This window comes from Burkholderia sp. Ac-20384, assembly GCF_017104605.1.
Lineage (GTDB): Bacteria > Pseudomonadota > Gammaproteobacteria > Burkholderiales > Burkholderiaceae > Burkholderia > Burkholderia lata.
The window spans coordinates 1-14,925 of the sequence record NZ_JAAGPE010000021.1 but is presented as its reverse complement, the minus strand read 5'-3'; the positions used below and the strand labels follow the sequence as shown (position 1 = coordinate 14,925).

Genomic DNA, 14,925 nt, shown 5'->3' with positions numbered 1-14,925 from the left:
GTTCCGTGCAGGACAGTTACTTCGTCGTCTCGCCGCCGCCCGCTGCCGCGACCGGCTCGAACACCATCACGAGATCGCCGCTGTAGCTGCCGTTCGTGCTGACACCTACGGGCGCATCCGGTGCCGCGGCACTGATCTTCAGGTTGTGCACTTCGTCGTAGTTGCCGACGGCCCCGCTCACTTGCTTGATCGTCTGGGCTTTGCCGAACTTGACTTCCGTGTCACCCGCGTTGCTCGACAGCTCGACCTTCACACCCTTCATTTCGAACTTGCCACTCGACATCTTCAGCGGTTGTGCGAGCGAGACGTTGACGTCCGCGTTCGACGACCAGATGCGAACCGGCAGCGACTTCTCGAAATTCTTTTGCGTGTAGTCAGTGGCCGAGAGTTCTTCCGTGCCGTACCAGGTCGAGCCGTCCGGCTTCGACACGAACAGAGCGTCGTTGATCTGCGCGGTCAGCGTGATCTTCTTCGACACCGTGTTCGACGCCGTTTCGGCTTGTGCCGTGTGTGCCATGCCGAACAGTGCCGTGGTGACGCCCATTGCCAGAACGAGTTTGCTGAGTTTCATCGATGGATCTCTATTGAAAAAATTGATTTACGGAGATCGAATACCGATTAATTAATCAATCAGTATTCAAACGCGTGGAAGATCAATTCCACTGACGTTATTTTCGATGAGCAGAAGCAAGCGAGCGATAGGACAACCTTTCGCCGTCGCGTCAAAACAGCTAGTACAAGTACGAAATTAGAAGATTGGTCGTTTTAAATCGTTGATTGTCAGATCGTTTTAACTTTCCGTCCGTACAGGTACGGCTGCGGCGGGCAGCAGGACGCATCGCCGGGGCCGGCCCGGCCGTTGGGTGTTCGGCCTCGGTCATGCGCTGCGGGGGCGCGCGACTGCCCCCCACTCGCGGGCGATGTTTTAATTTTCTTTAATGAAACGGCCGCTGCCCGATTTCGCTTCAGACAATATCAATTCGAGATAGAGCCTGCTTCATGACGCCATGCCCGGCAAGCAATGCGACTCGCCTTGGCGATTGTCGCGCTTCCTCAACGGTCGATCCGCTCCAGCGCATGTTCCATCTCCTGCCGGAACGCCGCCCAGTGCAATTCGAATGCCGCCGCGCCGCCCGTGTTCACGGTCGCTTCCATCTGCGCACATGCGTCGCGCGCGGCCCTGTCGCCGGCGAGCGCGAAGCCACCGCGCATCGAATGGAGTTCCACCCGGAGCACCTCTCCGTCATCACCGGACAACGCCGCTTCGATCGCAGCCAGCGAGCGCAGCGTGGCCTCGCGTAAAGTCCGTCGCATTTCGCCGGTCATCACCGGCGCGACCTCGCGTACACCGGAATCCACCGCGCCGGCCACCGCGCCATCGCGACTGCCATGCCGTCGCAGCGCCGCATCGAGACTGTCGATGGACAACGGTTTGAGCACCACCTCGGCCACGCCGACTTGCCGGCAGCGGCCACGATCTTCGTCGGTCGCGTGCGCGGTCATCGCGATCACCGGCACGTTCGCCCCTTGTTCGCGCAGGAAATTCGCCAGCGCGAACCCGTCGAGCTGCGGCATGCTCAGATCGGTCAGCACGATGTCGAACGGGTGCGCGAAGTATGCGCGCATCGCTTCCATGCCGTTCTCGACGATCGTCGCATCGTGGCCGAGCGCATCGAGCTGATCGCGCAGCAGCGCACGGCTGGCCGGGTGATCCTCGGCCACGAGTACCCGCAGTGGCGGTATGTCGTCACGGCGGGGAGACGTTGGTGCGACGGACGCCTCATCCGGGTCGGACACCGCATCCAGACAGCCGGCCGGCGCGTCGGCCAACGGCAACGTTGCCACGAACGTCGAGCCCTCGCCCAACCGGCTCTCGACCGTCAGTTCGCCGTCCATCAACCGCGCGATGCGGCGGCACAGTGGCAAGCCGAGCCCGGTGCCGCCGAAGCGGCGATAGATCGATGCATCGGCCTGCATGTACACGTCAAACAGCGTCGGCAACGCCTCTTCGGGAATACCCACGCCCGTATCGCGCACGACAATCTCGACGCAACCGGCGCTCGCGCCGCCATGCGCCAGCCGCGCGTCGATCGTGATGCCGCCATGCTCCGTAAACTTGATCGCGTTGCCGACGAGGTTCGACACCAGCTGACGCAACCGCGTCGGATCGCCGACGTATCCGTCGGCCAGCTCCGCCGCGACATGGCATTCAAGCGAAAGCCCCTTCGCATCGGCAAGCGGCCGGAAGATCGACGCGACGTCCTGCAGCACACGCCGCAGATCGAACGGAATGTGCTCCAGCGCCATCTGGTTCGATTCCGCCTTCGACAGGTCGAGCACGTCGTTGATGATGTTCAGCAGCGCATCCGACGACGACACGATCGTCTTCAGACGGCGCTGCTCCGTCGGCGGCAATTCGGCCCGCCCCATCAGCTCCAGGTTGCCGATGATCGCATTGAGCGGCGTGCGGATCTCGTGGCTCATCGTCGCGAGGAACGTCGATTTCGCCTTGTTGGCGTCGTCCGCAGCTACGCGCGCTTCGCGCAGCTTGTCCTCGGTCAGCTTGCGGGCCGTGACGTCGGTCAGCGTGCAGAGCAGCACGTCGACGCCCCGGAACTTGGTGCGCACGACGTGCGCCGCGAGATACGTCATGTCGTGACCGGCGCGCTCGACGGCCAGTTCCTGCTGCATGACGAAGCGCCGCTCATCCGCGCCGGCCCGCTGTCGTTCGCGGCAAGCCTGCCAGATACGCTTGCCGAGCGGCAGCCCCGATACGCCGTCGTCGTACGCGAGCACCGCATCGTTGCGCACCATCGTTTCACCGTCGGCCGCAGACAACAGCAACAAGCCGGCCGGCGCCGTGCGGATCAGCGTGCGGTTGAACGCTTCGCTTTCGATCAGGCGGATCGCGCGCCGGTTCGCGGGACGCAGCGCACGGAGATCGAACGTGACGATCGCGATCCACAACATCGAAATTGCAAACAGTGCGGCGGCCAGCGTCACGCTCACGCCGACAGCGGTGGCGCTCGCCACGCTGCGCCACGAAAAAGCCGTGATCAGGGTCAGGCCGGATTCAGGCAACCGGTCGCTGATGACGAAGCGCGTGCCGACCCGCCGCACGACAACATGCCCGCCGGATGAAGCGCGCGTGCCGTTCATCGCGCGTTCGATCATCGCCGGATCGCGCTGCCGCCCGAACACGATCCTGCCGCGCACGTCTACAACCGCCACGTCCTCATCGTCGGACCGCGGCATCATGATGTCGTCGAGGTCGGACGTGCCGTTGAAGATGAGCCAAGCGAACGGGTGACCGGCTACATCGTCGAGCCTCCGCGCGAAGCGCACGATCGTGCGGCCGAGGATCGGGTCGTAACGGCGATCGAGCGTGAACGTGCCGCCCAGCATGTCCGACTTCTGCTTCGTCTCGCCGGTCGGCCTCAGGCGAGCAATCAGTGCCGGCACGTCAATATCGGGCGGCAGCGATCGTGCACGCGCGACGTTCCCGGAGCCCACGATACCGAGGAACGCGCCATCGAGCCCGATCAGGTAACCGCCAATGAGATCTGCGCTCGCGGGACTCGGCGGATAGTGCGAGCTTCGATCGATTTGTGCGAGCGTTGCGCCGAGATAGCGTGCATAGGATTCGGCCGGCCGATCCGGCGTAACCTCGGCGATCGCGAGAAACGGCTCCCAGCCGCCGGCAGCGCGGACCAGCAACCTGCCGTGGTCCGCCGAGAAGGACTGAACAGCATCCTGCGGCGGTTGCACACGCTGGTCCCAGAGTTGCTCCGTGCGAATGCCGAAAGCCGACAGTGCCCGGTCCGCCGTCTGCAGGTTGGCGTGCAACTCGGCCCCGCGCTGCAGAAACGTCGCCCGCGCCTGACCCAGGCTGTCCTGCACGTCGAGCCGGATGACCAGCGCCGCGCAGACGACGATGAACGCCGTGACCGCGCTCCCACCGCCGTACAGCAACACCTGCTGCTGCCGCCGGACGCGGCCCGGATCGAATGGCTTGCGGCCTACCGCCGCCGCGTGCGCGAGAAGTCGTTTCAGTTTTGCGGGCATGGATCGCTATCGGCGGCGCCGGACGAGGAAATCACGCGCGGGACGCGCACATGCGGCGAGCGGGACGGCTGCCCGGGCCGCCGGCGCGTGATGAGATCGTCGATGCGGCCGGCATCGCCACATTCGGCATGCCGGCTATTCGCTGGCGGCCGGCGCATCGGGCGCCGCCGCGTCGACCAGGTTGCCGTCGCTCGCATAGCGGATCAGGTCGGCGTCGCGCACGATACCGAGCTTCTTCATTGCGCTCGTTTTCTGCGAGCTGATCGTCTGCTTGCTGCGGTGGAGCTGCGCGGCAATCTCGCCGACCGTGTAGCCGGCGCCGAACAGCCGCACCACCTCGATCTCGCGCGTCGTCAGCGGACGAGCCGTATCGGTCGTGCCCGCCGACTCCAGCAGTTGCTTGATATGCGGCGACAGGTAATTGGCGCCGACGTACGCGGCGTGCACCGCGCCGACGAGATGGGAAATCGCATCCGACTTGCTCAGGATGCACCCGACGCCCTGCTTGCGGATCGCATGCAGCACGCTGGGATTGTCGATCATCGTGATCGTCACGAGCTTCAGCGCCGGATAGCGGCGCTGCAGGAACGACAGCAGCACGAGCCCGTCGCCGAACTTGCCGCCGGGCATCACGTAGTCGACCACCAGCACGTCGCTCGGTTTTTCGTCGAGTGCCGCCACGAGATCGGTCGAATTGGACACGGAGCCGACGAGCCGGATCGTGCTGCTATCGGCAAGCGCCTGCGACATCCCGATCGCGGATGACGGGTGGTCGTCGGCCACCATCACACGCACAAAGAATTCATCCATCGTCCCATTTCTCCCCGAGGCTTTTGATCGCGCATCCGCCGACGGCCGCAGGATGCGGGCAACCGTTCCGGTTCCGTTCCATCCAGCCGACAGGCCGTCGATTCGACCCGTCGCATTCGACCCATCGGAGAATGCAAGCGCGACTCGATTTTAAGATAAAACGCGGGTAAGACCGTAAGCACTGGCCGACAGGCTGAGGCAAGCTCCCTGTCGCGTCGCCCTGCGACATGCCCGGCATGGGTGCGCCGGCCGAACGTGAGCGGGCGTTGCCGATCGGCAGGCCCTTCCGGGCCGGCGCCACGCATAGGCGCGAGACACGCGCCGACGCATGCTGTGGCTGCCCGGGCCGGAATGCCGCACCGCGCAACGCCACGCCCCACCCGATCCTTCGCCATCGCAATCACTCGCGCAACAGCGAGCCTGCCGCGCATCAACTGCTTGCCGGCATCCGGATCGTCGTTATGGTCTGTGGACGCCTTCGCCCGATTCGCCCCGTTCCTCGATTGCCTGCTTCCATTCGGTGATCGCGCGCCGCTTCTGCAGGGGCGACATGATCAGGAATTCATTCATCCTGCCGAGGAAATCCCTTCGGGACTTCTCGGGAAGCGTGGCGAAATCGAGCAACATCACGAAGACTTTCACCATGTAGCGCACGGTCTTCCCCTCTTCTCACCTGATTGATCTGCGCCGCCGTTGCCGATGCGTCGCGCTGCCTTCCCTTCTTCGGACCTCGTCGTCACTCCCCACGACAGTCGACACGTGTTCATACCGTGCCGCCGTGTGCGAAGCGCGCGACGTCCTGTTCTTTTCCAACTCCCTGCTCCGGTGCACCACGCCGTCGAGCGATGTCTGCCAATGTGCCGCGCAGATGCGCGAGCGTTACCGGTTTCGTCAGCACGCAGTCGATTCCCGCGTCCGCATACCGCCGCCGGTCGACGGGCGCGACATGCGACGTCACGACTACCACGTCGCTGCCCATGCCGAGCGCGCGCACGGCGTTCGCCAGCGAGCAGACCGGCATGTCCGGCAGGCTGGCATCCACCAGCAGCACGTGCCACGCGCCGGTGGCCAGCAGGTCGAGCGCCGCTTCTGCCGAACGGGCCGCCTGCACCTCGCAGCCCAGCACGTGCAGTTGTTCCCGCAACAACGTGCTGCTGACGGAATCGATGCCGGCGAGTACCACGCGCCATGCGCCCGGACGAACGGCTTCCACGTGCGTACTCGCCGGCCGTTGCGTGGCAGGGACGCCGGTGTCGGTCATCGCTTTCGCCAGGGCAGCCTTGAAACCACCCAGCGCATAACTCGACACACGTATCGTCCTGCCCGCCCGGTACGCTTGCGGCGGGCCGTCCGGCGTGGCGAGCACGACCGGGCAGTCGCCGCCCAGGCTGTCGAGCTCCGCGCGCGACCACGCATCCGAATCGCCGAACAGCACGATCGCGGCGGCCCGCGCACGACGGTCGGCCGAAATCCACGCCGGGCGCTCGTACGCGTCGACGTCGAAGCCCCATGCACGCAGATGCGGCAACGCGAAGCGCTGCCATTCGGTACGCGCGACGACGATCACCGGCACACGCGCGCCGCGCGCGGGTTGCGCGCCGAGCGGCATGACCGCCACGCCGAGCGGCACCGTCAACGTGAAGCGGCTGCCGGTGCCCGGCACGCTCGCCACGTCGATCCGTCCGCCCATCGCGGCCGCAAGGCGATCGCACAGCGCAAGCCCGAGCCCGGTGCCGCCATAGCGGCGCGTGATCGACGCGTCAACTTGCGAGAACGCCTTGAACAGCTTGTGCCGATCGGCGCCCGCGATGCCGATGCCGGTGTCCTCGACCGCGATCGACAGCTCGGCGTCGCCGCGTCCGGCCGACGCCACCGACACGCGCACCAGCACGTGCCCGCTGGCGGTGAACTTGATCGCGTTGCTCAGCAGGTTGCCGAGCACCTGCCCGAGCCGGGTCGGGTCGCCGCGCATCCGCTGCGTGTCGCTCACGTCGATTTCGCAGAACAGCGACAGCCCTTTCGCCTTCGCGACCGGCGCGAACGCGCCGAGCGTGCGCTCGACTACGCCGATCACGTCGAACTCGATCGCCTCGACCGTCATCGCCCCCGCTTCGATCTTCGAGAAATCGAGGATGTCGCTGACGAGGCCGAGCAGCCCCGACGCGGCCGCTCGCAGCGTCTGCACGCGGCCGTGCTGCGACGCATCCAGCGCGGAACGGTCGAGCAGTTCGAGATTGCCGAGGATCACGTTCAGCGGCGTGCGGATTTCATGCGTGATCGCCGCCAGGAACGACGACTTGGCCGCGTTCGCCGAATCGGCCGCGCGCACCGCTTCCTCGAGCTGCTGAACGAGTTGCCGCCGTGCAGTGACGTCGGCGACCGCGACGATCAGCACATCGATCTCCTGGTAACGCGCGCCGCACGCACTCACCTCGAGATGCAGCGGCGCGGCGCCGACATCCGCCTCGGCCAGCACGAAATCGGTCTGCAGCGTGCCGCCGGCCGCGCCGCCCGCGATGAACGCGTCGTAGCGCGCCACCGCCTGCGCGGACAGTGCACGGTAGTCGCTGCCGAGCCGCGCGATCATCTCGGCCAGCGCGGGGCTGACGAGCAAGAAATGGCCATCGGCGCGCGAGATCAGGCCGAGGCCGATCGGCGCCGTCTCGATCACGCTGCGGCACAGCGCTTCGCTGTCGAACACGCGCTGCGAGCGTGCATAGACGGACGCGAACACCCGGCGATGGAAGCGCACGAGCAGGATCCACATGATCGCGATGGTGAGCAGCGATGCGCCGAGCAGCAGGCTCGCACGCCACGCGACGTTCGCGACGACGTCCGTCCACGGCAACGCATATGCCAGCGTCCAGCCCGTTGCATCGAGCGTGCCGTGGAAGATCACGAAGCCGTCGCGGAACGCGGCCTGCTCGGGCTTCGTGCGGTCGCGCGACGGATCGAGCGCCAGCAGGCGGCCGGTGCGCGCTTCATCGCCGGCCACGCCGGGGCTCGCCGAGACGAGTTGGTTGTCGCCGGTCGTCACGAAGAACACGCCGTCGACCGGATGCTCGGGCTGCCACGACAGCAGGTGCTCGGGCGCATATTCGGTGACGAGCACCGCGAACGGTTCGCCGTCGACCTGCGCCTGCGCGGCGAGCCGGATGCGCGCGGCGCCCGATATCGGATCGATGAACGGCGGCAACCAGTGCACGTGCGGGCGACCGGTGGTGCCGGCCCCCTGCGCCGGGCTGGTGCCGAAATCGATCCGCAGCGCCTCCATCACCTGCACGCGACCCTCCGGGGTCGCGAGCGCGCCGCCGCCTGCGCCCGAATCCGGCACGAGCCCGAGCAGGCTCGCGCGCGTGCTGTAGTGATAGCCGGCGAGCGTCTGCCCGCGATTGATCGAACTCGCCGCGCAGATGCGCGCCAGCAGCACCGACAACGACAGGTAGCGGGCCACCTCGGTGCGGTCGGCGGGCTGCTTCGATACGCCGAACACGACGGACGGATAAGGCTTGATCGCGGTGCGCTCGCCCGCTTCATAGAACGCATCGACGACGCTGTCGGGCACCGGCCCGGTTTCCCGCCAGATCAGCTGCGCATTGGTCACGCCGTTGCGGAACGACGTCTCGCTCACCTTGATCTCGTTGAGCGTCTGCACCATGCCCGTCAGGAAGTTGTGCCGCTCGCCATCGAGATAGCCGTACACGATCGAACCCATCCCGAGCGCACAGGCGATCAGGATCAGGATCGTGACGACGATCCCGCCGCCGAACACCGAGATGTTCTGATAGCGGCGAATGGATTGGAGCGGACTGTATGGCATGTCGCAATGCGACGACGCCGGAGCACCGGGACGCATCTGCATCCGGCTCCGGTATCGCGGACGAAAGTGGCCCAGGGGATTGGAATGCCACGATCATGCCAAACGACTTTCCTAAAATCAGTCCGGAATGAACGGTTTAGTACAAGTCCAATATCATTGGATTCGGATTTGGAACTTGAACGAAATCCACGTCCCAATTCGATCGACGAGGGTCAGGACGACGGTCATGATTGCCGGATCTGCGCCGGATGCAAAAAAGCGGGGGAGCGCCGTTCTCCGACGCTCGCCCCGCTTCAAAACAATGCCCGGCCGGCGGCTGTCGCAGCCGCCTGGTTCGCTCAGTTCTGCGTGAGCGGATTCAGCGTCGTGCACAGGAAGCCCGTGCAGTTCTTCGGTGTGAAATAGAACGATGCCATCGCGAGCGGCGGCGTGGTACCGAGCGCGATGTCGCTCAAATACGCGCTGCCCTGCCCGCCGAACGTGTTCGACTGCTGCACGAAGCTCGCGCCGGTCGACTGGATCGCGGCCGACTGGTACGTGAAGGTCGGCGATTGCGTCTGGTCCTTCACGTAGACCCACGAGATCGCCATGCCGAACGCCATCGCGCCCTTCGCGCGATAGCCCTTCGCCCCTTCGCTGTTGGCCTGAGCGATGAAGTCGCTGACGGTCGACGTCGGTGCCAGCGCGTCGTACGTATAGGTCGCGCTCGACGCGTTGTTCTTCATGTAGATGTTCGCCTGCACCGACGCCACCGCGATCGGCCCCAGGAACCAGTAGCCCGACTGGCCCTGGCCGTTCGCCTGCGTGAGGAACGCGTTGGCATCGGCCGGCAGGCCCGTCGTCGCGTACGTGTACGTGGCCGACGAGCCGCCATCCTTGCGGTAGAGATCGCCGAACGTGAGCGGGCCTTCGTAGCGGTAGCCGCTCGCCCCTTGCGCATTGGCCGTGTTGACGAAGGACGTCATGTCGGCCGGGGCGTTCTGCAGCTGGTACGTGTAGGTCTGCACGGTGCCGTCGTTCACGAAGATCGATTGCGTCCCGCCGTTGCTCGAGCTGTAGTAGTAGTCGCCCAGATAACGGTAACCCTTCGCGCCTTCGCTGTTGACCAGCGTCAGGAAGCTCGCCTTGTCGGCCGCGACAGGCTGCGCCTCGTAGCGCCACGTCAGCGTGCCGCCGCCCGAGCCACCGGAACCACCCGAACCGCCGCTGCCGCCGCTTCCCGTGCCGCCCGACCCCGTGCCGCCGGTCCCACCGGTGCCGCCGTTGTTGCTCGTGCCCGATCCACCGGACGCCGCGGGCGAGGAATCGTCGCCGCCGCAAGCGGTCAGCGCCAGACAGGTCAATGCGATCAGAGCAACGGCTTTCATCGGGATCACCTCAATGCAAAAAGGACGAACGAAGCCGGTGCGCGCGGATCACGCCGCGCGCACGGGCAGTCAAGCATCACGAATCAGAAACCGGCCGGCGGCGCACCGCCGGCCCGGGAGAACGTCAGTTGACCTGGAGCTGGCCACCGCGGCCGAGGCCGCCCTTGACGTCCTGCGCCTTGTAGCTGCGCAGTGCAACGACCATCTTGTTGTACGCGTCGATGAACGCGACGACCGTCGCCTTGCCTTCCGGCGTCGACGAGAAGCCGGCGAGCGCCCCGCCCACGCCGCCGCCGAAGCCGCCCAGCGCCGCGCCGTAGTTGGTCGCCGTCGAGCTGCCTTCCGACGCCGCGATCTGCACGGCCGAGCGCACGTCGAACAGCGTCAGCGTGACGACCGATGCCTTCGTCTGCAGGTGGCCGGCCACCGCCGCGACCGCGCTGTTGCCGATCAGCCCGCCGATCATGCTGCCGATGCCGCCGATCGGCGAATCGTTGATGACGATCTGCGGTTCCATGTAATAGTCGGCCGCGACACGCTGGCCCTTCTGCTGCTTCGAGCCCGCGCGGTATTCGCCCGAGTTGCGCTGCAGCTGCGTGATGCGCGACAGGCGCGCGTCGCTCTTCTGGTTGCCGATCGACGTGATCACGAAGCAGTTCGACTGCTGCACGGCCAGGCGCAGCAGCGGGTCGATCGTCGTCATCTTCGTTGCGCTGCCGAACGGGCCCCACCAGTCGGCGTTGCGGCCGTCATCGACGGCGATCGTGCCGAGCGGCGACGTGCAGCGCTGCAGCCCCGAATCGGCGCCGGCGCTCGTGCCGCCCGCAGCGGCACCGGTCACGCCCGCGTTCTGGCCGCCGGGCGTCACCACGCCGCCGCAGCCTGCCACGGACGCGCAAAGCGCTGCCACCAGCGCACCTTGAGTGAGACGTTGGGAAAGGATGGTCTTCATGTCGTTGTCGATCGATTAGAGTCGTTGTTCGGCTTATGTGTTCGTGCGAACTTCGATAAGCCCCCCGGCTGGCGCGCGATGGTGGTCTCCCCGCTGCTGCCCCCGTTGCTTCAGGCCCGGTCAGTAGTACCAGTACGTCTGCTGCCAGACGCCGTAGTACGGATAGCCCGAGTACCAGTAGCCGTAATAGCGGTCACGCCATTCCGTGCGCCATTTCCAGTCTTCTTCATCTTCTTTCTTCGCCTTGCGCGCCAGGTCGAGCAGCTTCTTCGATTCCTTGTCGCCACGGCCGGCCGCGATCGACAGCCACTTCTCCGCTTCACGCGCGTCGGAGCCCATTTCCTCGAGGCCGAACAGGTAGAAACTGCCGAGCGCCTTCTGCGCCTGCAGGTCGCCGCGCTCGGCGGCCTCGCGCATCCACTTGAGTGCCTGGTAGCTGTCCTGGCGCACGCCGTCGCCGCGGAAATAACGCAGGCCGAGGTCGTAGGCGGCCTTCGGCTGGGTCTTCGCGGTCTGCTTCAGCGCAGCGATGCGCGGGCTTTCCTGGTCCTCCGAATCGTCCCTTTTTTGATAGGACACCTGATCTTTAGGACGGTCGGAACAACCTGTGTCGTCGCAGATCCGCACCGTGTTGCTGGTGATGGACGGATCCTGCGCGCACGCGGCCAATAGCAACAGCAGCCCCGGTGCGAGTAAACGGCGGTACATTGTTACCTTCCTCAAGTTTTATTGGCGCCGCAATTCTTCGAGCTATCCCACCCCCGCGAGCTCGCACCCGGCGGCGCGCGGCGCAACGGATACAATCCGCCGACGCCGACACGCACTCCAAGGCTCTCTCAGGTTCTCTCTTCGAATCGTTCAGTCACTGTTTCATTGTTGTCGCTTTTCGCTGTACCGACTGTTGTCGTCAATGATCTCCAAACATGACGCGACAAACAATAGTGACGTGGTGAGCAATAATAATGAAGAAAAATGGCATGTCAAGGTCATTCGCTTTTTCGAAGTTTGCGTGACACGTCAGTTTTGATATGCTCACCTTCGCCAAAAACCCCTGGAGACCCCATCGAGATGTCCACCACCGAGCAGGCCAACGTCGATCTGATCACCGCCAACAAGGTGCGCGACCTATTGAACCGGAACGGCATTCCGCCGCGAAGTCACAACACGACGATCGCGAACGTGCTCGGCCTGAGCTTCTCGGTCGTCACGCGCAAGATGAAAGGCCTGATCCCGTGGAACCTGTCGCAATTGCAGGACATCGCGACGCACTTCGGCGTACCGCCCGCGATCCTGCTCGACGACAAGGGCACGCAGCCGGCCGCCGCCGAAATGATCGACGCGACGCTCGTGATCGAGTCGCGGCGCTTTCGCTGCCGCGCGGCGATCTCGACCAAGGCCAGCAGCCAGAGCGAGACGGATTTCGTCGCGCTGCAGTGGCAGGGCGAATGGCTGATCACCGAGCGTCAGCACGCGCGCGAGGGCCGCACGTATCCGGTCGACGTCATCGAGCTGCGCTCGACCCAGCCGAACGTGTATGCGGCGCGGATCGCCGTGGTCGACGATTCGCAGGATGTCGCCGAAACGGTGTGTGAATATTTCATCGAGAAAGGCGTGAACGCGATCCCGTATTTCGACGGCGCGGCGTTCCGCAAGGCACTGGAGGTCGAGGATTTCGACGGCTACATCCTCGACTGGATGCTCGGCGACCAGACCGCCGCCGAACTCGTGCGCGGCATCCGCTCGAGCGAGAACAGCGGCGCGCCGATCTTCCTGCTGACCGGCAAGATCTCGACCGGCGAAGCCAGCGAGGACGAAATCGCGCACATCGTGTCGCACTACAACGCGCGCTGCGAGGAAAAGCCGGTGCGCCTGCCGATCCTGTTCGCCGAAGTGGCGCGCGAACTGAAGATCACGCTGCCGGCCACGGCCGCCGCGAACTGAGACCACAACGACAAATCACCACCGCACGACCGAGGGCAAGACATGCGAATTTCGACCATCTGGACCAAAAGCCTGCTGACCGCCTGCCTGCTCGGCATGGCTGCCGCGACCTGGGCCGCTTCGTCGTTCACGTTCACCGTCGACGGCAAGATCGACAAGCACAACCAGCAAGGCAACACCGCATACGTGTTTTCCGAGCAGGCGCTGATGGCGCTGCCGCAGCACACGATCGTCACGTCGACGAGCTGGACGCCGAAGGCGACCTTCACCGGCCCGCGCCTGTCCGACATCCTGAAGACCGTCGGCGCGCACGGCACGCAGATCGAATTCCGCTGCATCGACGAGTACACGTTCACGATTCCCGTATCCGACGCCGATCGTTACGGCGTGATCCTCGCGCGGACGATGAACGGCAAGGTGCTCGGCAACGACAACTACGGCCCGCTGTGGATCATGTACCCGCGCGACCAGTATCCCGATGAACTGAAGACGCCGCTCGGCGAAGCCAAGTTCGCGTGGCAGATCATCGGCCTGACGGTGAAATGAAGCGCGGGCGATGGAAAAATAGAAAAATCATCCTGGTCCTCGGCTCGCTGTGGATCATGGGGTTCGCCGCGTGGGCGTTCCTGCTGTGGGACCTGCTTGCCACCTCGGTCAACGAGGGCGTGCTCGAAGGGCCGCGCGAAGGCGTGTTCTGGACCGCCGCGCAATACCGGAACGTCTATACGCGATTCGACCGGCAGCTGATCCTCTACGCGACGCACCAGGACGACGACTTCGATCACGTGCAAATGCAGCTCGACAGCCTGTCGGTGTCGTTCGGCTTTCTGCAGCGGCCGTCGGAAGTGTCCGAATACTGGCTGCGCATCCCGCGCGCGCGCAACGAGATCGACGCGCTCGGCGAATTCATGACGCGCCTGAAAAGCAACGTGCCGTTGCTGCGCGACTCGCCGAAAGGCGCACAGCAGGTCATCGACGAGGTCAACGCGTACTGGCCGAAGGTCAACGCCCTCGCGAACTATTTCCGCGCGATCGAGATGGCGCAGCGCGACTTCACGTTCCATCAGCTGAAGGAAAAGCAGCGCGCGATCCTGATCCTCGGCATCGTGCTCGGCGTGATCCTGTGTGCGCTGTTCCTGCTGCTGTTCTATACGATGCGCACGCGTGACGACCTGCTCGAACGGCAGGACGCAGCGCTCGACGCGGAACGCAAGGCGTCCGACCGCGCGTTCGAAATGATCGAGGCGAAGAACGCGTTCCTCGGGATGGTCAGCCACGAGTTGCGCACGCCGCTGCAGGCGATCTGCGGATCGGTCGAGATCCTGCTCGCGCGCCCGCAGTCGGATGCGAACCTGAAAACGATCCGGCGGCTGCAGAATTCCGCGTTGTCGCTCGAGGCGCTCGTCAAGGACCTGACCGACTACATCAAGCTGCGCTCGACGAAGCGCCTCGCCGAACGGGAAACCGTCGGCATGGCGTCGCTGATCGCCGAGGTGCTCGACCCGCTGCGCGAGAAGATCGCGGCCAAGCGGATCGCGGTCGCGCAGCAGGTCGAGCCGCACGGCCTCCAGATCCGTTCCGATCGCAAGCTGCTGCGCCAGGTGCTGTCGAACCTGATCGAGAACTCGGTCAAATACACGCTCGGCGGATCGATCGACGTGTCGATCACACTCGTCGACGCACCCGCCGGCCAGCAAGTGAAGATCGCCGTGCGCGACACCGGCACCGGCATCGCGAAGCCGCACCTGTCGAAGATCTTCGAGCCGTTCTATCGCGCGAACGACGCGGTCGGGCTGCATGTGGACGGGATCGGCATGGGGCTCGCCGTCGTGCGCGAAATCGTGACGACGCTGCGCGGGCATGTGGACGTGCGCAGCGTGGTCGGCGAAGGCAGCGAGTTCGTCGTGACGCTGCCGGCCGAAGTGCCCGGCATCGACACCGCCGGCAACGCGGCCGGCGACGCGCTCGCA

At 65.2% G+C, this 14,925-nt stretch carries 11 protein-coding genes; 3 read left to right on the top strand and 8 right to left on the bottom strand.

Annotation, left to right across the window (positions count from 1 at the left end; all coding sequences use genetic code 11):
• Positions 1 to 16: 16 nt before the first annotated feature.
• From G3O00_RS06495 to G3O00_RS06460, 8 genes are all read right to left on the bottom strand, one after another.
• Positions 17 to 571: a CS1 type fimbrial major subunit gene (locus G3O00_RS06495; RefSeq protein ID WP_206142475.1), complete on the bottom strand. Its 555-nt coding sequence runs from the start codon at positions 569 to 571 to the stop codon at positions 17 to 19.
• Positions 572 to 1,053: 482 nt separating this feature from the next.
• Entirely contained in the window at positions 1,054 to 4,065 is a 3,012-nt protein-coding gene (locus tag G3O00_RS06490) for a sensor histidine kinase (protein ID WP_206142474.1), read from the bottom strand.
• Positions 4,066 to 4,200: 135 nt separating this feature from the next.
• On the bottom strand, positions 4,201 to 4,875 hold the full coding sequence (locus G3O00_RS06485; protein ID WP_011356470.1) for a response regulator: 675 nt from the start codon (positions 4,873 to 4,875) through the stop codon (positions 4,201 to 4,203).
• A 459-nt stretch (positions 4,876 to 5,334) separates the two neighbouring features.
• Positions 5,335 to 5,529, bottom strand: coding sequence for a hypothetical protein (locus G3O00_RS06480; RefSeq protein WP_041493404.1), 195 nt, complete (start codon positions 5,527 to 5,529; stop codon positions 5,335 to 5,337).
• 109 nt (positions 5,530 to 5,638) lie between these two features.
• Positions 5,639 to 8,695, bottom strand: a complete 3,057-nt coding sequence (locus G3O00_RS06475) for an ATP-binding protein (RefSeq protein WP_241024995.1) — start codon at positions 8,693 to 8,695, stop codon at positions 5,639 to 5,641.
• A 338-nt stretch (positions 8,696 to 9,033) separates the two neighbouring features.
• Positions 9,034 to 10,062, bottom strand: coding sequence for a hypothetical protein (locus G3O00_RS06470; RefSeq protein WP_206142472.1), 1,029 nt, complete (start codon positions 10,060 to 10,062; stop codon positions 9,034 to 9,036).
• A gap of 124 nt (positions 10,063 to 10,186) precedes the next feature.
• The gene (locus tag G3O00_RS06465; RefSeq protein ID WP_174929951.1) at positions 10,187 to 11,014 is read right to left on the bottom strand and encodes a hypothetical protein; all 828 of its coding nucleotides are present in this window, start codon (positions 11,012 to 11,014) and stop codon (positions 10,187 to 10,189) included.
• A gap of 120 nt (positions 11,015 to 11,134) precedes the next feature.
• On the bottom strand, positions 11,135 to 11,722 hold the full coding sequence (locus G3O00_RS06460) for an SEL1-like repeat protein (protein ID WP_039369757.1): 588 nt from the start codon (positions 11,720 to 11,722) through the stop codon (positions 11,135 to 11,137).
• Between the two features lie 360 nt (positions 11,723 to 12,082).
• On the opposite strand from G3O00_RS06460, the gene G3O00_RS06455 reads away from it, so the two are divergent.
• The 3 genes from G3O00_RS06455 to atsR all read left to right on the top strand — a co-directional run.
• Positions 12,083 to 12,955 (top strand): helix-turn-helix domain-containing protein, encoded by an 873-nt coding sequence (locus tag G3O00_RS06455; protein ID WP_174929950.1) that lies wholly within the window; start codon positions 12,083 to 12,085, stop codon positions 12,953 to 12,955.
• A gap of 42 nt (positions 12,956 to 12,997) precedes the next feature.
• Positions 12,998 to 13,501 (top strand): molybdopterin-dependent oxidoreductase, encoded by a 504-nt coding sequence (locus tag G3O00_RS06450; protein WP_011356477.1) that lies wholly within the window; start codon positions 12,998 to 13,000, stop codon positions 13,499 to 13,501.
• A partial coding sequence (atsR, locus tag G3O00_RS06445; protein WP_206142471.1) for a hybrid sensor histidine kinase/response regulator AtsR occupies positions 13,498 to 14,925 on the top strand: 1,428 nt, incomplete at its 3' end. The genes G3O00_RS06450 and atsR, both read left to right, overlap by 4 nt.